Genomic DNA, 23,237 nt, shown 5'->3' on the forward strand with positions numbered 1-23,237 from the left:
CCAACAGGTATGCTCATTAATTATACAAAGGTATTAGTTGGTAAACGCATGGCATTTACTGGTAAATTTTGTGTCACTCGGTGGTAAAAACTATGTCAGAGGTGGTACATTTCAGTGGCCGTAATCAGATAGTCTGCGACGATTACAAACAGATTATATTGATCTTTACATGCTTCATTGGCCGATAAACGATAACTCGATCCGTCATTTTTCAAACAACGAGGAAATAATATCAAATCCACCTCATTTAGAAGAAACTGTTGATACACTTATGGAATTAAAGAGAGAGGGGAAAATACGTCACATTGGTGTAAGCAACCATGGGAAATATCAAATGAAAGAATTAGAACATCTCAATCTACCTTTTGTCACAAACGAACTGGCCTACAATCTTCTATCGAGAGCCATTGAGGATGAACTCTTATCTTATTGTAAAATGACTAACGTAGGAGTAATTGGATATATGCCATTACAACAAGGACTACTTACAGGGAAATACCGTTCTCTTTCTGACGTAAAACCTATGCAGGCACGCTCTAGGCATTTTCACCATAGCCGTGGAGAAGGCTCAAGGCATGGAGAAGATGGTGCTGAAGATGAAATAAAAGTGGCTATAAAACAAATAGAACAAATTGCAAAGGAACTTGATGTTCACATTATTCAACTATCGTTAGCTTGGGCAATTGCTAAGGAAGGTATTTCCACTATCATAGCTGGCTCAAGGACTACTGACCACCTTAAATTAAATAAGCATGGCGCCAATCTACAACTTTCTTCGGAAATACTAACAAGACTGGATAATATTACTGAACCAGTTTTACGAAAACTTGGTACTAATCCAGATTATTATGAAAACCGCAAACATAGTAGAATCTTTTAGTAAATCAAAAAAGTATTTGGGATGACTTTTCACTTACGTAAAAAGTATGTCTATCTGCTTAAAACATCCCGGCCCAGTCAACACAACTACATGCCGCTAAATGAACGGAAGACCAATGATATTTTTACAGAGAAAGTAATCACCTAACTCCATAGGCTACAAAGGAGAGCCGATCATTTATCTAAATGATTGACTCTCCTTTTCATTTTATTTTATAAGTCTTTTGTTGGTGAACACACAGTACTGGAAAACATGTCTACAAACCGTCCTCCCTACATGGACAATTGTGTTTTCAAGGGGTCTGACACCGATACTATTTTAGATTTATATTGCAACGAAATTATCTCTTATAATATTAGCGATCATAACGACAACGAATTAGTCCTAGAGGCTTTGAGAAGCGCTACGAAAAAAGTTGATGTGAAGGGAACTATATTACATAGTGACCAAGGCCATCAATTTACATCGATTGATTATACAGAATACCTGCAATCTTTAAAGATGAAAAAAAGCATGTCTAGAAAAGCAAATTGCTGGGATAATGCGCCAATGGAAAGTTTTTTCGGACGTCTTAAAGAAGAATCAATCCGTATCCAGAAGCCACGTACCATAAAAGAAGTGTATCAACTGATAGATTGGTATATGGATTTCTACAACCATAAAAGAAAACAAAAAGGCTTAAGATCACTAGCACCAATACAATTCAAACAAAAAATTAGCGCTTAATTGACCCTAAACCTTTTTGTGTCTACTTGACAGGGGTACGCTCACTGACCCGATATCTAATTTCCATAGCCTGAGTGTTAACTGTACCATTTCATTTGCATCACTATTTACCAGTTATGCCATATTGATTCATTATTAGGGTAGTGATTATTGTCAGTAAAGCTGTAAATATTGCAATAATAATTGGATGTTTAAACACTTCATTGACATTCTGCCTAAATTTATTCTTATCCTTGATAAGGTATTTATAAGTTTCAGACTCCCTCATTTTTTGACCAATACCATGATAGTTTCTATGCCATTGTTGAGATAGAAATTCCTCATCTTCATCTGTAAGATTAAACTTACTATACAAATCGGGTCTACTAGCTTGATTATCTATAATTCCCTTTGTAGCTTTAGTCTTTAGGTAATACAACATAACTGAAACAAAAGCCTGTCCTACTCTTATTTCTATTTTTTTATTAGTAGTATTACTTAAAGTAACTAGAGATAAACCATACCATTGAGGATCTAGGGTAGTAGAAATATTACTCAACCCTTTTGCAACCAAAGATACTCTTGGATGATAAGTTCCACCGATACTTCTCGAGACCCAAATTGCCTCATTTGTAAATATTGATACTGTACCATTAGCAGGTAAAGTTATTTTCTTTTTATTTTCGCTTACTACAGTCTCACCTGTATCAATATTCCATGCATGTGGGCTTGCAGTTAAGTTAATTGAACTCCCTTTGATATTTTCCAAAATTAGTGGATAAATACATATATTTTTTCTTTTAACAATTTCCCTTTTAATATCATTGTTACTTAGTAGCATAAAAACACCTAATTTCCCATAAATTCGTTTACTCTATTAAATATACATAGTCTAATTAAAGTGAGATTATTAATACCTAATGGTAAGTAGCCACCAATCTGATCCATAACACTTAAGTTACTGTTGAGCTTAACAATCTCTTCTCATATCGGCAGAATTAATTTATTCATCATATTAAAATAAATTTGGAAATTCATCATTTAATGTAACAAGTACCTCATGAACTATTTGACGTACTGCAGCTAATTCGACACCAGCAATCAAAGACTTATTCACCCCATCGTTAAAATGCCAACCTAATGAGTTATGTCGAAATAGACTAGCATATTTGTCTGAAAGCTTAGGATCAACATGGGCACCACCATCTTTATTAGAAAGACCTAAGACTAGATCTTTCCGAGTAAATGAGTTCTTATTAGAGTCCTCAAGAACAATTTGTTTAGACCACCAGCTTTTAAATGAGCGTTTTTTCAATCGAGGAGTGTCATTAGGGCTTTCTATTAAAGGTATATATTTTGAGTATGCTCCTTGTCCACTTTTTTGTTGAATTGCCATCAAACCCATATGAGGCAATAGGTTTTTAGAGTTAAATTTATAAGCAGAATCATAAAAATCAATGCTAGATCTATTGAGAGAGGATAATAACGAATGTGAATGTTTAGTATGATGCACTAACACCCTAATTATAACTGCTAATCTTTTACCTTCAGCAGTATATCCGTGGTCATAGGACTCTGCGGACAATTGCAAAAATTCTATTTGTTCCTTTAAATGTTGCCTGAAATCATTTACAGTAAGTTTCATACTATTTTCCCCTTACATTTATAATGCTATTATTATAGCAATTGGCTTGTTCATATGATAGGATATAAACTCTGTCCCTTACGGGACCGTCCCCAACTTACCTCTCTACCAAAAACCATCCATTCAACAATTTTTCCCTATTATAGTAAAATCTCTCATTATCCTCATATCTAGTAACCTTACCACCAGCAGCTTCAACAATCGCTTGTCCAGCACCTGTATCCCATTCCATAGTAGGTGCATAACGTGGATAGTAGTTCGCTTTGCCTTCTGCCACTAAACAAAACTTCAATGAACTTCCAGCTGAAACAACATCTACCTCATGATGCTCTTGTTTCAATTCATTAATAAATGCTTCCGTATCCTCTGACATATGCGAACGACTAGCAACCACATTCACAACATCTGATTCTTTCTTTTCAGGTAAAGAAACGCTTTCCGCAATAAATTTTTCATCATTATTAAAATCAAATTCAGAAGCTTGTTCTAGTTTGTAAGCCCCTTCTCCCTCACGACCAAAATAAAACACATCTAAAGCTGGCGCATAAATAACACCCATTGTAGGATATCTACCTTCAATAAGCGCAATATTAACTGTAAATTCGCCATTCTTCTTTACAAATTCCTTCGTGCCATCCAGTGGATCTACTAACCAAAATCGGTCCCAATGTTTACGTTCACTATAAGCAATGTCTCTTCCTTCTTCGCTTAGTACAGGAATACTTGAATCAATATCCTGCAAACCTTTCATAATCGCGTCATGTGCACGTTGATCTGCTTGAGTTAATGGTGAATCATCTTCCTTAAACTCCACATCAAAATCCTGTGCATAAACATCCATGATTTCTTTTCCAGCCTCTAAGGACACATTCAATAAATCAACCAAATTCACTTTACTCACGAAAAACACCTCTCCTCCATATATTTAAAACCAAACCATCCTCACAATTACAACAGTCACGATCATCACCAAAATACTTAATGGCGTACCAACCTTCACATAATCCTTAAATCGATACCCACCAGGACCATAAACAATCAAATTTGTTTGATAGCCAATCGGAGTAATAAAACTCGCAGATGCTCCAATAGCAATCACCACAGCAAACCCCATGTAAGGAACCTGTAAAGCTTCCGCCATCTCTAATCCAATTGGCAGCATCAACACAGCAGCAGCACTATTAGTTATTAATTCTGTAAATACATTCGTTAATAAATAGACAAGAAGCAAAATAACCACAAGCCCTAGTGGTTCCCCTACCGTTAGCAATCCATTAGCTATCCATGAAGCTAGTCCTGTCTTAGTCATTGCCGCCCCAACCCCAAAAGCACTAGCAATTAACAACAACACATGAAATTGCACATACTTCTTCGCTTCTTCTGGTGAAATAATCTTCGTTACTAACAGAATAAAGACAGCAAGAAGCATTGCCTTAAACATACTAAACAACCCAAACGAAACCGATAAAATCATGACAAGTAACAAACTGATCGTAAACCAACCCTTAGCTCGATTTTCCCTTAAAGTCGAAGGGGTATCTAAGGAAGAAACAACATAAAAGTCAGACGATTGTTTATACTTCTGAATAAAGTCAGGACCAGTAAGTAGTAACAACGTATCACCAGGTCGAAGGACAATGTCCCCTACTTTACTCATAATTCTTTCATTATTTCGGTGAACTGCTAATACCCCTGCATCAAAGACAGAACGAAATTGGGATTGTTTAATTGATTTTGTTAACAAGGAAGACTGGTCTGATACAACAGCTTCCACTAGTTGTGTATTGCCATCTTTTAAATCCTCTAGTTCCAACTCCGATCCAGTTTCAAGTGTTAAGCCCTTTATCTTTTGCAAATCAGCAATCGTAGAAATTAACCCAGTAAATACGAGACGGTCACCTGGTTGGACAACCGTCGTTGATCGTACTGGTGAAATTCGCTCTTTACCACGAATGATTTCAATTAAATAAAGCCCTTTTAACTCTCGTAAACCTGCTTGCTCGACCGATTGATTTAAATAAGCAAAGTCACGCTGAACGGTCATTTCTGCAATGTATTCTCTAGAGTCAGCCATTACTTGTTCACGAAAACCTAAGTGTTCTGGCAAAATACGAATTCCGACAGTAAACAAATAAATAAACCCTACCAAAGCAATCGGTACCCCAACAACAGCAAGTTGAAATAGAGTAAATCCTTCTAATCCATAATCCAACAGCATCCCATGTACAACTAAATTCGTAGATGTCCCCATTAAGGTAAATGTTCCACCAAGGATCGTGACATAAGATAATGGTATTAAAAATTTAGATGGAGCAATTCCTCGCTCTTCACACCACTTCTTAATAATAGGGGTGAAAGTAACAACAATAGGGGTATTGTTTAAGAACGCGGAAAACAAGGAAGATGGTAAAAAGAACCTAAGCATTGAACCGCGTATTGTTTTACTTTTGTTCAGCCAATTGTTCATCATTTGGTCGATCATACCATGCTTTTGTACAGCTCCAGCGACAATAAACAATAACGCAATCGTCAGCATCCCTTGATTGGAGAAACCCTTTAACGCTTCTTCTGGGGTTAATAAGCCCGTGATGAGAAACACCACTAATACAGAAAATATGACCATATCTGGGCGGGCCACTTCAAATAGAAGTCCCACTAACATTGCGATTATCATAATTAATACAAAGATCATTTCTAATGACATGAGCGACCTGCCCTTTCGCCTAATTCAATAAAATTATGTATGAAAAAGAAAGCTACTACCTAAGATAGTAGCTTTCCACCTCATTAATCCAAATATTCCATGATCTTCTTCACAACAATATCTGTTGCCTCTTCAATCGAATACTGACTTGTATCAATTTCGATTTCAGGGTTTGTTGGTTGCTCATATGGGCTCGATATGCCAGTGAAGTTAGGAATTTCTCCTGCACGAGCTTTCTTGTACAATCCTTTGACATCACGGTTTTCACATTCTTCTAGTGGTGTACTTACAAACACCTCGATAAATTCATCCCCAATAATTTCTCTTGCATTGTTTCGATCTGCTTCATATGGGGAAATAAATGATGTCAGCGCAATAAGTCCACCATCATTCATTAGTTTCGCAACTTCTGCGATTCTTCGGATATTTTCGACACGGTCTTCTTCTTTAAAGCCAAGGTTCTTATTTAGTCCATGTCGAACATTATCCCCATCTAAAAGCATGGTGTGGTTACCCATGGCAACAAGCTTCTTCTCTACTTCGTTGGCAAGGGTGGATTTCCCTGATCCAGATAGACCCGTAAACCAAAGTGTTAATGGCTTTTGCCCTTTTTGTTGCGAGCGAATCTCTCTATTAATATCTGTCTCTTGCCATACAACATTAGTAGATCGTCTTAGGGAGTGCTCAACCACACCACATGCAGAGGTCATATTGGAGACACGGTCGACTAAAATAAAGCCACCTAATGCTTGGTTGTTTTCAAACTTATCAAACACCATGTTTTCCGATAGAGAAATATCACATTCTACCAATTCATTTTTAAACACACGATCAGCTGGAACTTGCTTGCCTGTATTAATATCAATCTTATGTTTGATCGACATAACTGTTCCTGGTAATGTTTTTGTACCGACTTTCACGAAGTAGTTTCTGCCTGCTACGAGTTCCGTATCATCCATCCAAAGAATCGAGGCAGTAAACATGTCAGCTACTTGGATACTATCACTGGTTGTCAATACATTACCTCGAGACACATCCATTTCACGGTCTAATTGAATGGTAACAGGTTGTCCAACTACAGCTTCCGTCTGCTCATGATCTGCAACTAAAATACTTTTCACTTTCGCTTTCTCATTACTTGGTAAAGAGATCACTTCATCCCCTACCGCAACCGTTCCTGACTCAATTTGTCCTTGGAAACCTCTAAAAGTATGATTTGGTCTACTTACACGTTGTACAGGCAAAACAAAGCTGTCTTGATCCTTATCTTCACTTACATCGACTGTTTCAAGATAAGGTAATAGGGCTTGCCCATCATACCATGGCGTATTCTCAGACTTCTTGGTAATATTATCCCCTTCTGTCGCAGATACAGGGATGACTTGAACACTGTCAATATTTAATCCGTATGTCATACTCATGAAGTCTTGTTTAATTTCTTCAAATCGCTTTTGGTCAAATCCAACTAAATCCATCTTATTGACAGCTAATACTAAATGGTTAATTCCCATTAACGAACAGATTCTTGCATGTCGTTTCGTTTGGGAGATGACACCTTTCGTTGCATCGACTAAAATAACAGCAAAATCTGCAAAAGAAGCCCCAACGGCCATGTTACGGGTATATTCTTCATGCCCTGGAGTATCCGCAACAATAAACGAGCGATTATCCGTTGTAAAGTAACGATAGGCAACATCGATGGTAATTCCTTGTTCACGTTCTGCCATTAAACCATCAAGAAGAAGAGAATAATCGATTTCTCCACCACGACTTCCGACTTTACTATCAAGCTCTAATGCTTTTTCTTGGTCTGCGAATAATAGTTTGGCATCATAAAGCATATGTCCGATTAAAGTGGACTTTCCATCATCTACACTTCCGCATGTGATAAACTTCAACAAATCTCGCATTTTAGAAATACCCCTCCCGCTTACGACGTTCCATACTACCAGCAGCTTCCTGGTCGATCACACGGCTTGTTCGTTCAGAAGAAACCGCACCTAATGTTTCATCAATAATTTCATCCAACGTTTCTGCGTCTGACTCTACACCACCAGTAAGCGGGTAACAACCTAACGTACGGAAACGAACCTTTTTGTTGACAATCTCTTCACCAGGTTCAAGCTTCATACGATCATCGTCCACCATCACAATATTGCCATCACGTTCCACAACAGGGCGTTCTTTGGCAAAGTATAATGGGACAATATCAATGTTTTCTTTATGAATATATTGCCAAATATCTTTTTCAGTCCAATTGGAAAGTGGGAATACACGCATACTTTCGCCTTTATTTATTCTTGTATTATATAATTTCCACATTTCAGGCTTTTGGTTCTTTGGATCCCAAGCATGGTTTTTGTTACGGAATGAAAAGACACGTTCTTTGGCGCGAGATTTTTCTTCATCACGTCGTCCGCCACCAAAAGCAGCGTCAAATCCGTGTTTATCCAACCCTTTTTTCAACGTTTGTGTTTTCATAATGTCTGTATAAGATGCTCCATGATCAAATGGATTAATGCCTTGCTCGACGGCTTCCTCATTTATTTCCTCTATCATTTCTATTCCTAGTTCTTTTGCTTTTCGGTCACGAAACTCAATCATTTCTTTAAACTTCCATGTCGTATTTACATGCATGAAAGGAAATGGTGGCTTCTCTGGATAAAAAGCTTTCATTGCAAGATGTAGCATCACAGAACTGTCTTTTCCAATCGAATATAGCATGACTGGATTTTCACATTCTGCCGCTACTTCACGAATAATATATATCGCTTCAGCCTCGAGTTGGTCGAGGTGGGTAAGTTCGGGCATTGATGTAGCCTCCTTGTATTTTTATATAAAATTTAAATTACCTTAAGTAATGTTTAATTTAAGGTAACAATTTTTGATAAAAAACTCTTTTTGCATCTATATTCTTCCTAACACCTGAATTGTTATCTCTATTTGGGGGAAGTTCTTCTTTTTCAAGATTTATTAATTTCTCTTCAGCAAAGCTTTCTAACTCTTCTTCACTATAAAGGGGCGTATAATTTAAAACACGCATCTCTCGGTAGCATATTTTTTCAATGCATTGTATTTCTTCCTTATTAAGTTCTTCTTTGAACTTTTCTTTATTATTATTAATTATACCTTTTGATAAATTACTCCATGCATCATTATTATTTGCATTTACCTTAGTTAGATCATCATGATGATAATTCAACATATTATTATCAAATTTGAGTCCTGAAAATTGGCAGACTCTTCTTAATTCTTTTTCCGAGTTAGAGATTAAATCTTCATACTTAATTAGTAGCCCTTTATTTATTGCCTGTAAAGCAGTAAAGTCCTTTAAAAAGTTAATTTGATCTTTCTTCCACTGTCTTGCGCCAGCTATCACTCCACCTTTATGGATTTTACTTTTCTTCCACGAAAGTGCCATATCTCTAGGATCTCTAACTTGATATATATACTTAGCGTTAGGAAAGTTTATCAGAAGAAATGATAGAAATTCATATAGGTGATTTTCTTTTATAAACACATGTTTTTTCCCATTAGCCTTTGCTTCTTCCATAAATAAATTTTCTAATAATGACACAATATCTCCTTGCGGTGCTAATCTTTTTAACCTTGCCATATCTATATGTGTTTTCCATATAGAAAAGTTCACATTGATTAACCGCTCTATATCGGTTAGCAATTCAACCCAGTTATGTTCTTTTGATAAATCTTTATATCGAAATAAGTTCCTAACAACAGGATTAATGATATGTTTTGTAGAAGGACCACACACATCTGAATGAGCATTAACCATTTTAGTTATTAAATTGCTCCCTGCCCTTTCGGAGCACATTAAAAAAAACATAGACACTATTTCATTCCATCCTTTCTAGAGTAAAACTAAACAAAATAATATTTATTATATAAGGGGGTAACAAAAATGTTCAGAAGGCCCAATACAATAAACTTTATTTAGAATGGTTTTATTCTCAAAACATCATTCTAAAGTATTATCCTACAGTGATATGGTGATGTATCGTTAGTTTTCACTTTGTAAACACCTGTTCTACTAAATTATTAAGTTATAAAAACTGCTCTAACTCTGTACCTTTTATGTCTTGGTAAACTTTATTTACAATACTCCCATTTAAATCATTTTTCCAATCATTAACATCCTTTTTCCCTTTAAATACACTATAAACATCTTTTTGTTTAATTTTCGTAGAGTCTTTAATAAAATTACTAGTTTGGCTTGTATAATCTAAGCCAAAAAAGTCAAATATTTTCTCTGACATATCTACTGGATTTTTAACTAAATTCTCATATTTCACTAAAAATACTCGTTCTTTATGTTGACGTTTCATCTCTAAAAATAATTTGGTTGCCTCTTTCCACTTATGAAAGCCATAATATTCCTCTGGACGAAAGTTGTTCTTATTCTGTCCAAATTCCCACTGTTCATCAAAATTCCATTCACTACTGAATTCTCTAGGTGCATTCTTCCATGATTTCAAAGAGCCGCATGGGTTTCTTACAATAAGTAAGCATTTCAAATCACTTACATTGTTTAATAAGTGAGGAATTAAAAAGTGGTACCTAACCATTTTTGTAACTAACCTATCTGGATATTCATTTTTTTCCAAAAACGTAGGGTGTATCCCAATATTCTTCTGTTTTGTTTGATCTAAAAAGTCATCATACTTTTTATACAACTCTTTATAAAAGTTATATATATCATCTTTTGAACTTTGTAAATTTATCCTATCTTTGTAAGCATAGGAAAACAATGGCTGATATTTATATCTTACCTCCGGCGAACTATCTAAAATTTGACCTAACCAAGTGGTACCTGACCTAGGAACACCATGGATTGATATTATTTCTTTAAAATTCATTTTAAACCTCCAATCCAATATAGCTATAATAATATAGGAAATTCAAACTAACTCATACTGAGCCAGAAGACTTCTAATTTCTTCCTTTGAATTAAACATTAGTACATCTATGATTGATAAATTCGGAACAAAGTTAGGATTGTTTTGTTTATATGAAATTGATTTAGTTTTTAAAAAGTTTAAATCAATTCCATTACCCAAAAAGTATTCTTTTGAATATAATTCCTCACCACCGATTGCATTAATATAGTGAGAGCTTCCTAGTTCTAAATTTATATTCAATATGCGCTCTTGTCCTTTCAAGCCTTTAATGGAATTGAGTTCTGATGACTTAATAAATTTAACATTTACATTCATATAATCACACAATAACCGAATAGTTCTTTCATTAATTTGGGCAACATTATACTTTTCCACATTAACATCTAAGCACTCACGTAATAGATTATATATTTCACTAAAGTTATCAGTATTATTTTTGTATGACCTTTCTATTGTTTTCAAAAAACTATCCCTCTCATGGTAAAAGTTTTCAGTGAAATATCTCTCATTGATATTGTATTGTCTGGGAGCTTTTTTTACACTAAATGTAAATAGATGTTCCTTTTGATTTACTAAAATTTTATTCCTATTAATAAACCCCCTCTGTATATATTGCACATCATCATAGACTACGAATTTATCAACAGCATGAATCAACTGGAAATAACCAATATAAGGAAATAAATAAGGTTGCATAATTGCTAATTTCATTTAATTGCACTCCTAAAATATTAAAATCATCTTTCTCTTATTAAACTTTTATATTAATCTCTAAGATTCCCATTAATAGGTTTTTCCCACCAATCTTTATTATTTAAGTACCAGTTTATCGTTTGCTTAATTCCTAAGTTAAAGTTATATTTTGGTTTCCAACCTAACAATTCTAATTTGGTTGGATCAATTGCATACCGTTTATCATGGCCCAAACGGTCTTCTACAAATTCAATTAGTTTATCAGACTTATCTAATGATTTAATAATCGTTAGTACAACTTCAAGATTAGTTTTTTCATTATGTCCACCTACATTGTAGACCTCACCATCAATTCCTTCATGCATAACTAGTTCAATGGCAGAACAGTGATCATACACATGTAACCAATCACGGATATTTTTCCCATTACCATACACTGGGACCGTTTCATCATTTAACACTCTTGAAATTGTTAGAGGTATTAATTTTTCTGGAAAATGATATGGTCCATAATTGTTTGAACATCTTGTTATATTTACCGGTAATCCATAAGTTTCATGATAGGAACGTACTAATAAATCAGAGGATGCTTTACTAGCACTATAAGGACTATTCGGTTGTAATGGTGTTTCTTCTGTGAAGAATGTATTTGGATCAAAATCAAGTTCTCCATATACCTCATCTGTAGAAATATGCACAAATTTTTTAACATTAACTTCCTTGGAAGCATCAAGTAGAACTTGGGTCCCCATTACGTTTGAACGAATAAATATCTCTGGATCACTAATAGACCTATCTACATGACTTTCTGCTGCAAAGTGTATAACATAATCAAAATTCTTCTCTTTAAAAAGTGGCATAATGATCTCACGATCAGCAATATCAGCTTTAATAAAGTGATAATTGTCTTTATTTTCAATAGCTTCATGTTTAGTTAAATCTCCAGCGTATGTTAATAAATCTAAATTATAGAAATCATAATTAGGATATTTATTCACCATATATTGAACAAAGTTACCGCCGATAAATCCAGCTCCACCAGTAATTAAAACTTTCATAAACGAATACCTTCCTCATTATTTATAGTATCCATTAAATATTTGCCATAATCTGTTTTTAATAAGGGTTTTGCTAATTCTTCCAATTGGGCCCCATCAATATAACCTTTTCGATAAGCTATTTCTTCAACACACGCAATGTATAACCCTTGACGTTTCTGGACAGCTTCTACAAAGTTAGATGCCTCAAGTAAGGCTTCATGAGTTCCAGTGTCTAACCATGCTAAACCACGACCTGTTAGTTGAACCTTTAGTTTCTTCTCTTTTAAATATTGATCTATTACAGATGTTATTTCTAATTCCCCTCTAGAAGACGGTTTTACATTTTTGGCATAGTTTACAACATTATTATCAAAAAAGTACAAGCCTGGAACAGCATATGATGATCTTGGATTTTTAGGTTTCTCTTCAATTGATATAGCATTTCTATTTTCATCCACTTCAACCACACCATATGCTCTCGGGTCATTTACAAAGCAACCAAAAATTAATCCACCTTCTTCAAGAGAAGCTGCTTTCTTCAACTGATTACTAAAATTAGATCCATAAAATACATTATCACCTAGAATTAACGCTACATTATCATCACCAATGAATTCTTCCCCAATAATAAAAGCTTCGGCTAACCCATTCGGTTCATCTTGGATAATATATTCTAACGACATCCCCAAATGTTTGCCATTGCCTAATAACTCTTGAAAAATAGGCAAATCACGTTTCGTTGAAATTATTAGCACTTCACGAATTCCAGCTAACATTAAGACGGACAAAGGATAATAAATCATAGGCTTATCATAGATAGGCAGAATTTGTTTGGAAACTGATTTTGTTAAAGGATATAATCTAGTACCAGAGCCACCTGCAAGAATGATTGCTTTCATTATGTCAGGCTCCTTTCATGAATATATTTAATAACTTCACATATCTTATATACATCATCATTTGATAATTCACCATAATAAGGCATTGCTAAAACCTTCTGAACGGTCTCTTCAGCAACAGGTAAATGATGAGTTGACTCTAAATGTTTATACCACCGAAATGAACTACAAAGAGGGTGAAAGTACTTTCTTGTAAAAATATTGAATTCTTTTAATTTATCAAACAGTTTGTCACGACTAATACCAAATGACTCTTCTTCAATCTCAATAGTAAAGTACTGATAACTACTTTCTACTCCTTTGTTTTTTGTAATAATTCTAATTCCAGGAATATCTTTTAAATTTTCTTCATATAATAACCTAACCCGTTCACGTTGCACTCTTTCTTCTGGTACAATATTCAACACTTCTAATCCAACGGAAGCTTGTATTTCATTTAACTTAGCATTTAATCCTGATCGCTCAACTTCACCGTTTTGGTTTAAACCAAAATTTTTCAATTGATTTAGTTTTTCTTTTAACCTATCATTTTTAAAGACAACTGCTCCACCCTCAATAGTATTGAATAACTTTGTTGCATGAAAACTAAACATTGTCATATCTCCATACGATGAAATTGATTTATTATTTAATTTAGAACCAAAAACATGTGCACCATCATAAATAATCTTTAATTTATATTTATCTGCAATTTCTTGAATTGTTATTACATCACAAAAATTACCAAATACATGGACAGGTAATATTGCAGTTGTTTTATCTGTAATTAAACCTTCAATTTTATTGGCATCAATACACAATGTATCTGGATCTATATCGCAAAATACAGGCGTAATACCTAACCAATCTAACACTTCTGTTGTAGCAGGAAAGGTAAAAGGTGTAGTTATGACTTCCCCTTTTATTCCCAGCGCTTTAAGTCCTAGGAGTAATGCGAGCGTTCCATTATTAAACAAAGAAACATTTTCTGCTTCCAAATAATCTTTTAAAGAGTTTTCTAGTTCTTTACTTTTGGGTCCGTTATTCGTTATCCAATGACTTTGCCATACCTCTTCTAATTGGTTATTAACTTTAGTCAAATCTGGCAATAATGGTCTAGTAACTAAAATAGGTTCTGTAAATCTATTTAACACTATAACTTCTCCTTAACTTTTCTTAACACATTTCTCACAAAAAATTTTGGTTTGTTTTGCTTCGTAGAAATATCTGATGTTTTATTTTCCCATGGAAAGTCATCATATTGAGGTTCGACTTTTAAAAACTCACAGAACTTCTGATAAGACCCCTTATCAGCAACATTCAATACCAATAAATCCCTTGGTCTATCTTTGAACCATTCCTTAACTTCAAGGCTATGCTTCAGATAATTGTCTATCATAGTTTCTTTATCATAAGTGTTTTCGCCAGTTATCCCATGGATATGTTTGTGTGTTAACCAAGGTCGTCCTTTAAAAATGTAGGTAGCATTCATTAAATCCTTCTTGGTAGGAATTCTATGTCCATCAGCAAACTTTTTTGAATGAAACTTGGTTATAGAATTATACCATTGTTCTGCACTATCTCTTTCTGTTAGAATAAATTTACTTCCTGGAAATGCTTTATCTAAATATTTATAGGTGTCAGGCCAACTAAAAGGGACATCTTGAAACACATTCGCTGTATTACAATAATCTATAATTGTGTCAAAATCATTTTCTATATAGTTTACAAATAATTTTTCTGCTTCTCTTTGATTTCCGACTTTAAACCCCAAATCTTCAAAAGCTCTTTTTAAAGATGTTGTACCAGTTTTATTTCTACCTATACAAAAGACTTTTTGAGACAAATTTACCATCCCTTTCATTATTTCCTTATATCTCTGATTAATCGCAAAGTACTTTTCAACTCCCATCTATTGATCACAAGGCTAATGCCTATGTAAACTATAGATCCAATAAACATTAATAAAAACATTAACATAAATTCATTTATATCTATTTGTATTCTCAAAACATTCATTACTATAAACACAACTATTACACTTATAAATAGCTTTATTAAATGGTATAGTTGATCACTAATTTTATATGTTATTTGTTTGCTTGTAACAGAGATATGAATTAACAAGGCAAAACAAGAATTTAGTATTGCTACAACAATTAATCCTTCTATTTCTGTTCTTAAAGTAATGGCCATTCCTAAAGATAAAAATAATATAACCGTTTTGATAATAGACAGTAACAAAAATATATCTGTTCTACCAATTACTTTTAAAATATTCAGATTTAAAGATTGAATTGGATAAAACAAACCAACAATACATAATAATTGAAAATATTGCACTGAAGGCTCCCACTGCTCTCCTAACAATAATGGAATTAATATTGGAGATATTGCAGCTAGAATTGTAATTAAAGGAAAATGAATGAAAGCAGTACTTCTAATTAACCGTATATAATTCAAAGATAATTTATCGTTATCATCTTTGGATTTGCTTAATAATGGATATGAAACTCTTTGTAAGGCTTGCGATAAAGATTTTGAACTCACATCTCGCAATTTTAAAGCATTTGTATAATAACCTAATTGCGCCACAGGATATAATTTTCCTATTATTACTTGATAAATATTTTGTCGCACTACATTTATTAGGCTTGAAAGTAATAACTTATATCCAAAATTAAAGTAACGTTTGAATAAGACAACATCAAAAACCCATGATGGAATCCACCTATTATATACCAATAATAGAGTCATAGTTATAAATTGCATCGTAACCTGTTGCGCTACTAAACTCCATACCCCAGAGCCACAAAGGGCTAAAACAATTGCTACAACACCTGATGTAAAACTGGCTATAATAGATATCTTGGTTTGAGTTTTAAAGTCAATTTTTCGAACTAACATTACGCGCTGAATAACAGACACAGCATTAATAATAACGACTAGCATTAATACACGTAATACTTCTACGATTACTGGCTCATTATAAAATTCAGCAATGAATGGCGAGGTGAAAAATATAATAACATAAATTACAATCGATACAGATAGGTTAAAGAAAAAGACAGTAGAGTAGTCTCGTTGTCCTAACTCTTTTTCTCTGATTAATGCTTGATCTAATCCACTCTGTACTAGTGATGTTGAGAAGGCTATGAATATGGTTATCATACCTATTAGACCGAAATGTTCCGGAAGTAATAGCCTAGCTAGAAAGATTTGAATAAGGAATGATATCCCTTGCTTTGATAATAATTCTGTAAAACTCCATACCAATCCAAAAATTGATGTTCTTGAACTTACATTTTCGTTACTCATAATTGTTCTCCCTCAAACGAATTAAGCTGCTTTTCTTATTATAAATTTTTGAGCTAATTTATAATAAAGCTTATATACAAACCTAATTATTAACCCGTGGTATGTATCAATATTTAGTTCAAGTAATTTTTGGAATATCTTAAGGTTTTCTTTGGAAGGTTTACGCATTAGCTTCATAAAACTACCTATAATGATATCCATTCTCTTTTCTTTATTTTCCAATTGTACACCAAACCCTTTTAATGCAAATTCATTGATATCTAATAACGTCCTATATAATTTAATGGATAAATCCTTTTTATAATTACGAGCGGACCAACTATCTCCATGCGTAACAATCCTTCTATGCACAGCCATACAATCAGTCATACAATAAATATCTCCTAGTAGTGCATACAGTACAGCATTTTTTTGGTCACCATTTGCAGAACATTTTCTATATAATCTTATAATCTCGCTATCTAGTTCCGACCATATATTACGATAAACAACAGAAGCTGTTTGTCCTGGTAACAAAATTTTTTGCGCTTCTTTTATAGTAAAAACTTTGGGTGATGTTATTTTTTTATAGGTCTTAAATTCTAATAACATTCCATTTTCATCGACAGTATTAACGTTATGAGTAACTGCAATATACTGATTTGAGTCTAGTATATTAACTTGTTTCTGTAGTTTATATTTATCTATCCAGTAGTCGTCACCTTCACATAGAGCTATATATTTTCCTTTAGCACGAAAAAAATTATATTCAAGATTTGGCCGTATCCCCCTAGAATATTGATTTTCAGTTTGAATAATTGGTTTTATTATGTTTGGATACTTATCATGATATTCTCTTATAATATTTGCTGTATTATCTGTTGACGCATCATCATGAACTAATATTTCAAAAGAAAAATCAGTTTCTTGCATTAAAAAACCTTCTAATGCATCCTCAATATAACGTTCATGATTATAAGTGATACAGCATATGCTGACGTGAGGAGGGGAAGTAAGTTCTCCATTCCATTTTTGTATAATTTCACTTTCTGTTTTTAATAGTCTCATAATTACCCCTTCCAATTTCCGGTTGTTATACCTAAATATTGTATAAATATTTAGATATACAATATTTAAGACAAAAAAGTTTATTAATAAAACTATATTAGCTTTACATCTATGGTAAGAAGGTGAATGGAAACAAGGTACTCCTTGTGAATTTGGAATAATGCTATTACTTATTCAATAAATTTATTTCAAACAAATCTTTCATATACTACCTGATAAAATTCAATTATTCTTTATTAAGATTTTGGATAAAGTTTCTTGCTATTGTTTCTGGATTAAATTGCTGAGCAGGTCTGTATTTTTCCCCTTTATCTATAATTTCTATTAATGCATTCGAAATACTTTCCTTATTATTTTCACAGAGAATAAAACGGTTAAAGTTGCTCAAGTAATCTCTTGTTTGTTCTAAATTATCCCCATCTAAAATAACTAATACTGGTTTATCTGTTGCTGCGGCATGATAAATTTTTCCTGGTATTTGAGTCCCCCTCTTATTAAGCAAACACACTAATAAATCAGCATTTCTTTCAAAATCAGAAATATCACCGCGTGGATAGACCCTAATACTCTCTGATTGTTCTAGGTTCACATCTGAATCCCCAACTATATTAAGGTTAATATCTCTTTTTATTTTTAAGCAAGCGCTATATAATGGTAATATATCTCTTACATTGCTATGGTAGGCACCAAAGTACCCAATAGTAAATTTATTATTATCGGTCTCTCCATATATTTTTTCTTCTATATAAGGTATAGGCAAAAAACACATTTTTTCATTTAAATCGGCAAATAATTTCCTCTGTTCAGTTAAAGTAAAGGGAGAAACATATACTACTTTATCAGCTACGGATAATAACTTTTTTTCTTTATTTAATATAAACCATTGTGGGTAAACTGACTTATTAGTAATATCTAAAGCTAATGGATCCCCCCAATACTGGATCCACTTTTTGCACTTCAATCCTTGTTTTATTAAATTTTGAACGGCTAAATGAGAACTTTTGGGATCAGAAGATGAAATTACTAGGTCATATTCGGCATTATTTAAAAGAGAGAGATCTATTTTTTTTGCAATTGAATGAGTATAGTCATATAAGCTAAAAGCATGATAAACATTTCTTAGTATTCCTACTATTTTCTTTTTAATCTTGCCTTCGCTACTGATAACAGTATTATATGCGGTATTGTTATGAGTTCTAATTATATTTTCTAATCCTAGACCCATCGGATCAATTGTTTTTACATGTTTGATACTTGTTGGTATAGTCAAATAATCTACTGAATGATTTAACCCTATTAATCCTTTAACAAGTCCCAAAGTTCTTATATTTGCAGAATCATTTATTTCTATTGGCGATAGTTTTACTATAAGTATTCTCATAAATCTCCCCTCTTTAATCACCTCAAAGTAGGTATTCACTTTCTTACAACGACCTAAAATCACATAAGAATAGATTTATACAAAAAATATAAAAAATAAATACGAACTTCTATTTATGAAAGAAATTTTAATGACACATAAATTAGTGCAAAGGATAAACCAAAAAAGCAGCTAAAGAATAGAGTTTGCTTTCTCCTTCTTTTAGAAGTTTGTAAATATCCATCAACCATGATTGCTACCATAAATGGATAATAAAACATAACATGCCTAAATGTAAACGTCGTAGAAATTATAGCTAAAAACCAGGTTAAAAAACTTAATGATAGCCAATCTAACTTCAATACTCTATTAATAATAAAAGGAATAGCTATAATTTGAAATATAACACCCATATAAATTAATAGCATTGTAATATCAAATAAAACACTACTTGAATCTTTAAATAGGCCAAAAAAATTAGGAAATGGCGTTATAAAAGCGTATAATGTTCTAATGACAATACCAAAAGGAAATAATGATTGACCAAATACATATGAACTTAATCCTTGTCCCGCTTGATCGTAAACATAATCACTATAACCCTCTATATAATCTTTCAGTCCGATAATTTCAAAAAAATCACTCACTAATAATATCGGTATAATAGTTATTGTTAAATACCTTTTCTTAATCCTTAACTTTTCTGCTAGTATAAATAGGCAGATTGCTCCCGCAAAAACTAAGGAAGTGGTTCTTGTATAATATGTTGTATAGATTAGAAGAACTAAAAACACAACTAAGTAAAACTTTTGAATGAATTTTTTACTTAATAACCTATCGAAGATGTAAATTATTAAAAATACCTGTAACAAATTAAAAGTGTCTCGGAAGATGTGCGAGTTTATATACTGAATGTTAGGAGTTAGAGCAAATATAGCTATACTTAACTTTATTTTCAAATCATCAAACTTTGCATATTTTCTTATGAAATATTCTAGTAACATAGTTACCCATAATAAGAAATAAACATTTGCTATTAAAGGTAGAAAAATGGAATATCCGTCAAATAGATTAGAAAACCCTATTAATAGAGCAATATAAACTAGAAAGAATGAAGAGTTATGCCAACTAGGAACAATACCTAATTCCATTAACTTTACAGGGTTAAAAATACTAGAATTATAAACGGCTAACCCCATTTTCTCAAACATCAAATCATCCGATCCACCAATATAATAGGGGATACCGTATTTTGTTAAATTTGCATTATAAACTAGAAAAATAAAGAATAACGATACAGCAAGGATAACTAGGTATATTTTTGCTATATTAAAATCCTTCTTAATTAATAAGAGTGTGGTTATAAATGCAAAGATTAATTGCATTATAAATACAGAAAAAGAAAATGTTAGGGTCGAAGTTATAACAATAAGGAATAACATTATTAAAGGAATTAATATTTTATTGTTCTTTTTATCTTGTTTTTGTCTTTGCATATCCATATCCTTTTAAAATTTTTTATCAGAAGTGTTAAGACGATCGTAGATTTTTGAAACATCTATGGGTCATTTGTATTTTATAAATTCAGTTACTTTTGCTACAAATATCTTCTGATCATTTTCAATTTCATTTAAGAAATCATTACAGCCTTGTGAAAATTTTTTATAGTCAAACCTATTTATATATGTGTCAATTTTCTTAGGTATATTATCATTATCTAAATCTAATTCAATTCCCAAGTCATGCTTTTTCAACACTTCTGCCATATAAGAACCTTTTGTTACTAGCATTGGGCGTTTTGAAATACATGCATTATAAAACCGATTAGCCATAGCCGTGTGATTGCCAATTTTTTTTTTGGGAGTTATTACATTTATAATGTCGCTTTTTTGATAAAACTCTAATTCCTCAGCTTTTTTATACCTTCCAAAAAAAGTAACATTATATACATTACTTTGTTTACAAAGTAATCTTAAATCATCCTCAGATATGCCCTCACCAATGTATTTGAGTTTAAATCTGTTTGAATTGCTTAGAGCATCTATTAATTTACAGTTTTCATCGTAATTTCTTATTACACCAATATTACTTATTATTACTTCTTTTTTATTTCTTAGGTCAGTTGCCAGATTTTTTTTGATAACCGAATTTTTTTCTAGAAGGGTGTTATGTGAAATAACATAATTATATTTAGATGGAAGCCAACTCTTGTAACCTTTAGAAGAAATAACTGTAAACTCGGAATTATTAATGATGCTATCTAACTTTTCACTATATCTATTTGCCTTACCGAAATCTCTAATGTCTAAAATATATTTCCCCTTATACTCATGTTTTAGTAAATCATTTATAAATAACGCTAATTGGGGGATGAACACAATTAACTTATCATAATTTTCCTTTTTCAATGTTTTTCTGACAAACCTTGAAAATAAGTAATACCCCTTAATTTTATTTATAGCATTTGTTTCGTAATCACATTTAAAATTATAAGTATATCCTTTTACGTTTTCATTTATATTTAATTTATTCCAATTAATAATATCATAATCTACACCATTCTCATTTAGAATCCTTGTGTAGTAGTTTAAATACGGAGTATGCATGATATTAGCTGGAAGTAATAGTGCTACCTTCAATAGTTACACTTCCTTTACTATAACTAATAGTGTTTATATTTTTAGATATCACTTAAGCTCTGAAACTACAAATCTTAATTTTCCATTTTTAGTTCTAGGAATTTCATCAACATATTCTAGAGCAATTTTTTCAGAATCACCAAGTTTTAGTCGCATTTTATTTAATAATACGCTCTCATCTTCTTTACCGTAGTTACTGCCTTTTACTATCTTTATTTTTATTTCACCTATATTTTTTTGAATTATTTGCGCCTCATATATATTTGTCATATTACTAAATACATGGGCTAGTCGCCCTATCTTGTTACCATTAGAGAGAATAATATAATCCTCTCTCCTTCCATCAATCGATAAAACTTGCCTTCCTTGACTTGTTTCTTTCATATCAGCAATATCACCAATATCATATCTTAGTAGAGGCATTACATAATTATTAAGAGAACTACCTACAATCTTAAACAAACCGCTTTTAGAGTCAGGTAAAAATTCTACAGCAGAAAAATCCTCATCAACAAATATTTTATGGTCCTCTCTTTCTGAGAAAATAGCTACATTTTCCATTTGACCATAATGTTCGTAAGGCATTACACCAAAAGCTTTATGAATAGATTGTCTATGTGATGGCATTAAATTTTCTGAGCCTGTAGTAATAAATTTAACGTTATGGTCCAACTTACGATTATGTGCATTCATATAGCTTGCAATTAAATTAATCGCGGAAGGATAAGCATGAATCCAAATTAATTTTCTTTTCTCAATTTCATATAGATATGCTTCTATACTTTCCTCGTTCAAGTGATATACACTAAAATATACTTGCTTACCTGGATGGTTTATCCTCCAAAAAGGAGGTTTTTTTTGCTGTTGAGGAACTACACTTTTCCCCCCCATTGTCCCACTCCATTGTCCAAGTTCTATCCCTACATTACGTCTTGCACGCCAAAAGGCCGCAAACTGTTCATGGATTGTATTTGGAGAACAGTAGAGTTGTAGTCCTGACCCAGTAGTCCCACTAGTGTGAACTTTCAACCTTTTTCCTTGGTAATTATTCGAAATAAAATCTTCAGGGTTCTTTTTTACTATTTCTTTAGTTAATATTGGTAATTTCTTTAAATCATCAACTGTTCTAATTGACTCATAATTAATCCCATATTGATTAAACACTCTATTATAATAGGGTACCGTCTCATAACAATGTTTGACTATTTCTCTTAATCTCCTATCTCGAAATTCACACATCTGTTCATAGGACCAATTTTTTCGTTTCTCAAACTCATTAAAAACTTCCCAAAAATCATAACTAAATCGTGTCTTTTGAATTCTTGTACCTTCAAAAAAACACGCAACATTTTGAGCAAATATAGGGAGATGATTATAAACCTTCATTAGTACCATTTATACACACCTTTTAT

General features: G+C 32.6%; 21 protein-coding genes. 2 read left to right on the top strand and 19 right to left on the bottom strand.

Translation table 11 applies throughout. The features are described from left to right. Positions 1-133 precede the first annotated feature (133 nt). Positions 134-880, top strand: coding sequence for an aldo/keto reductase (locus FCI53_RS14765; protein WP_281279543.1), 747 nt, complete (start codon positions 134-136; stop codon positions 878-880). A gap of 252 nt (positions 881-1,132) precedes the next feature. Continuing rightward, positions 1,133-1,606, top strand: a complete 474-nt coding sequence (locus FCI53_RS14770; RefSeq protein WP_138419824.1) for a DDE-type integrase/transposase/recombinase — start codon at positions 1,133-1,135, stop codon at positions 1,604-1,606. A gap of 103 nt (positions 1,607-1,709) precedes the next feature. Here the strand turns inward: FCI53_RS14770 and FCI53_RS14775 are convergent, their stop codons facing one another. The 19 genes from FCI53_RS14775 to FCI53_RS14865 form a co-directional block, all read right to left on the bottom strand. Further along, complete coding sequence (locus FCI53_RS14775; RefSeq protein ID WP_138419825.1) at positions 1,710-2,426, bottom strand: dCTP deaminase domain-containing protein; 717 nt, start codon at positions 2,424-2,426, stop codon at positions 1,710-1,712. A 174-nt stretch (positions 2,427-2,600) separates the two neighbouring features. Continuing rightward, complete coding sequence (locus FCI53_RS14780; protein WP_138419826.1) at positions 2,601-3,230, bottom strand: hypothetical protein; 630 nt, start codon at positions 3,228-3,230, stop codon at positions 2,601-2,603. A gap of 97 nt (positions 3,231-3,327) precedes the next feature. Continuing rightward, positions 3,328-4,131: a 3'(2'),5'-bisphosphate nucleotidase CysQ gene (gene cysQ, locus FCI53_RS14785; protein WP_138419827.1), complete on the bottom strand. Its 804-nt coding sequence runs from the start codon at positions 4,129-4,131 to the stop codon at positions 3,328-3,330. Positions 4,132-4,155: 24 nt separating this feature from the next. Beyond that, complete coding sequence (locus FCI53_RS14790; protein WP_138419828.1) at positions 4,156-5,934, bottom strand: SLC13 family permease; 1,779 nt, start codon at positions 5,932-5,934, stop codon at positions 4,156-4,158. Between the two features lie 83 nt (positions 5,935-6,017). Further along, positions 6,018-7,844 carry an adenylyl-sulfate kinase gene (gene cysC, locus FCI53_RS14795; protein WP_138419829.1) on the bottom strand — a complete coding sequence of 609 codons (1,827 nt, stop codon included), beginning with the start codon at positions 7,842-7,844 and terminating at the stop codon, positions 6,018-6,020. 1 nt (position 7,845) lies between these two features. Beyond that, positions 7,846-8,745, bottom strand: a complete 900-nt coding sequence (gene cysD / locus FCI53_RS14800; protein WP_138419830.1) for a sulfate adenylyltransferase subunit CysD — start codon at positions 8,743-8,745, stop codon at positions 7,846-7,848. 58 nt (positions 8,746-8,803) lie between these two features. Beyond that, entirely contained in the window at positions 8,804-9,778 is a 975-nt protein-coding gene (locus tag FCI53_RS14805) for a sulfotransferase family protein (RefSeq protein WP_246050126.1), read from the bottom strand. Positions 9,779-9,995: 217 nt separating this feature from the next. Continuing rightward, entirely contained in the window at positions 9,996-10,808 is an 813-nt protein-coding gene (locus FCI53_RS14810; protein ID WP_138419832.1) for a sulfotransferase family protein, read from the bottom strand. Between the two features lie 42 nt (positions 10,809-10,850). Beyond that, complete coding sequence (locus FCI53_RS14815) at positions 10,851-11,561, bottom strand: WbqC family protein (protein WP_138419833.1); 711 nt, start codon at positions 11,559-11,561, stop codon at positions 10,851-10,853. A gap of 53 nt (positions 11,562-11,614) precedes the next feature. Next, positions 11,615-12,601, bottom strand: coding sequence for a dTDP-glucose 4,6-dehydratase (gene rfbB, locus FCI53_RS14820; RefSeq protein WP_138419834.1), 987 nt, complete (start codon positions 12,599-12,601; stop codon positions 11,615-11,617). Continuing rightward, positions 12,598-13,482, bottom strand: coding sequence for a glucose-1-phosphate thymidylyltransferase RfbA (gene rfbA, locus FCI53_RS14825; protein ID WP_138419835.1), 885 nt, complete (start codon positions 13,480-13,482; stop codon positions 12,598-12,600). The genes rfbB and rfbA overlap by 4 nt, the downstream gene beginning before the upstream one ends. Beyond that, the gene (locus tag FCI53_RS14830; RefSeq protein ID WP_138419836.1) at positions 13,482-14,615 is read right to left on the bottom strand and encodes a DegT/DnrJ/EryC1/StrS family aminotransferase; all 1,134 of its coding nucleotides are present in this window, start codon (positions 14,613-14,615) and stop codon (positions 13,482-13,484) included. Before FCI53_RS14830 ends, rfbA begins: the two co-directional genes overlap by 1 nt. Next, positions 14,615-15,307: a sulfotransferase gene (locus FCI53_RS14835; protein WP_138419837.1), complete on the bottom strand. Its 693-nt coding sequence runs from the start codon at positions 15,305-15,307 to the stop codon at positions 14,615-14,617. Before FCI53_RS14835 ends, FCI53_RS14830 begins: the two co-directional genes overlap by 1 nt. 17 nt (positions 15,308-15,324) lie before the next feature. Next, positions 15,325-16,779 (bottom strand): lipopolysaccharide biosynthesis protein, encoded by a 1,455-nt coding sequence (locus tag FCI53_RS14840; protein WP_138419838.1) that lies wholly within the window; start codon positions 16,777-16,779, stop codon positions 15,325-15,327. A gap of 21 nt (positions 16,780-16,800) precedes the next feature. Next, on the bottom strand, positions 16,801-17,826 hold the full coding sequence (locus FCI53_RS14845; protein ID WP_138419839.1) for a glycosyltransferase family 2 protein: 1,026 nt from the start codon (positions 17,824-17,826) through the stop codon (positions 16,801-16,803). Between the two features lie 226 nt (positions 17,827-18,052). Beyond that, on the bottom strand, positions 18,053-19,207 hold the full coding sequence (locus FCI53_RS14850) for a glycosyltransferase (RefSeq protein WP_138419840.1): 1,155 nt from the start codon (positions 19,205-19,207) through the stop codon (positions 18,053-18,055). Positions 19,208-19,320: 113 nt separating this feature from the next. Further along, positions 19,321-20,682, bottom strand: a complete 1,362-nt coding sequence (locus FCI53_RS14855) for a hypothetical protein (RefSeq protein WP_138419841.1) — start codon at positions 20,680-20,682, stop codon at positions 19,321-19,323. A 69-nt stretch (positions 20,683-20,751) separates the two neighbouring features. Then, positions 20,752-21,825, bottom strand: a complete 1,074-nt coding sequence (locus FCI53_RS14860; RefSeq protein ID WP_138419842.1) for a glycosyltransferase family protein — start codon at positions 21,823-21,825, stop codon at positions 20,752-20,754. A 48-nt stretch (positions 21,826-21,873) separates the two neighbouring features. Then, entirely contained in the window at positions 21,874-23,220 is a 1,347-nt protein-coding gene (locus tag FCI53_RS14865) for a phenylacetate--CoA ligase family protein (protein WP_138419843.1), read from the bottom strand. Positions 23,221-23,237 lie beyond the last annotated feature (17 nt).

This window comes from Aquibacillus sediminis (genome assembly GCF_005870085.1).
Classification (GTDB): Bacteria; Bacillota; Bacilli; order Bacillales; family Amphibacillaceae; genus Aquibacillus_E; species Aquibacillus_E sediminis.

What these genes read in the sequence shown, in the direction of transcription:
- FCI53_RS14840 (WP_138419838.1), bottom strand. Translation starts at nt 16,779, where the DNA reads ATGAGTAACGAAAATGTAAGTTCAAGAACATCAATTTTTGGATTGGTA.
- cysD (WP_138419830.1), bottom strand. Translation starts at nt 8,745, where the DNA reads ATGCCCGAACTTACCCACCTCGACCAACTCGAGGCTGAAGCGATATAT.
- FCI53_RS14790 (WP_138419828.1), bottom strand. Translation starts at nt 5,934, where the DNA reads ATGTCATTAGAAATGATCTTTGTATTAATTATGATAATCGCAATGTTA.
- FCI53_RS14855 (WP_138419841.1), bottom strand. Translation starts at nt 20,682, where the DNA reads ATGCAAAGACAAAAACAAGATAAAAAGAACAATAAAATATTAATTCCT.
- FCI53_RS14770 (WP_138419824.1), top strand. Translation starts at nt 1,133, where the DNA reads ATGTCTACAAACCGTCCTCCCTACATGGACAATTGTGTTTTCAAGGGG.
- cysC (WP_138419829.1), bottom strand. Translation starts at nt 7,844, where the DNA reads ATGCGAGATTTGTTGAAGTTTATCACATGCGGAAGTGTAGATGATGGA.
- FCI53_RS14845 (WP_138419839.1), bottom strand. Translation starts at nt 17,826, where the DNA reads ATGAGACTATTAAAAACAGAAAGTGAAATTATACAAAAATGGAATGGA.
- FCI53_RS14775 (WP_138419825.1), bottom strand. Translation starts at nt 2,426, where the DNA reads ATGCTACTAAGTAACAATGATATTAAAAGGGAAATTGTTAAAAGAAAA.
- FCI53_RS14805 (WP_246050126.1), bottom strand. Translation starts at nt 9,778, where the DNA reads ATGTTTTTTTTAATGTGCTCCGAAAGGGCAGGGAGCAATTTAATAACT.
- FCI53_RS14865 (WP_138419843.1), bottom strand. Translation starts at nt 23,220, where the DNA reads ATGGTACTAATGAAGGTTTATAATCATCTCCCTATATTTGCTCAAAAT.
- FCI53_RS14815 (WP_138419833.1), bottom strand. Translation starts at nt 11,561, where the DNA reads ATGAAATTAGCAATTATGCAACCTTATTTATTTCCTTATATTGGTTAT.
- FCI53_RS14850 (WP_138419840.1), bottom strand. Translation starts at nt 19,207, where the DNA reads ATGAGAATACTTATAGTAAAACTATCGCCAATAGAAATAAATGATTCT.
- rfbA (WP_138419835.1), bottom strand. Translation starts at nt 13,482, where the DNA reads ATGAAAGCAATCATTCTTGCAGGTGGCTCTGGTACTAGATTATATCCT.
- FCI53_RS14810 (WP_138419832.1), bottom strand. Translation starts at nt 10,808, where the DNA reads ATGAATTTTAAAGAAATAATATCAATCCATGGTGTTCCTAGGTCAGGT.
- FCI53_RS14780 (WP_138419826.1), bottom strand. Translation starts at nt 3,230, where the DNA reads ATGAAACTTACTGTAAATGATTTCAGGCAACATTTAAAGGAACAAATA.
- rfbB (WP_138419834.1), bottom strand. Translation starts at nt 12,601, where the DNA reads ATGAAAGTTTTAATTACTGGTGGAGCTGGATTTATCGGCGGTAACTTT.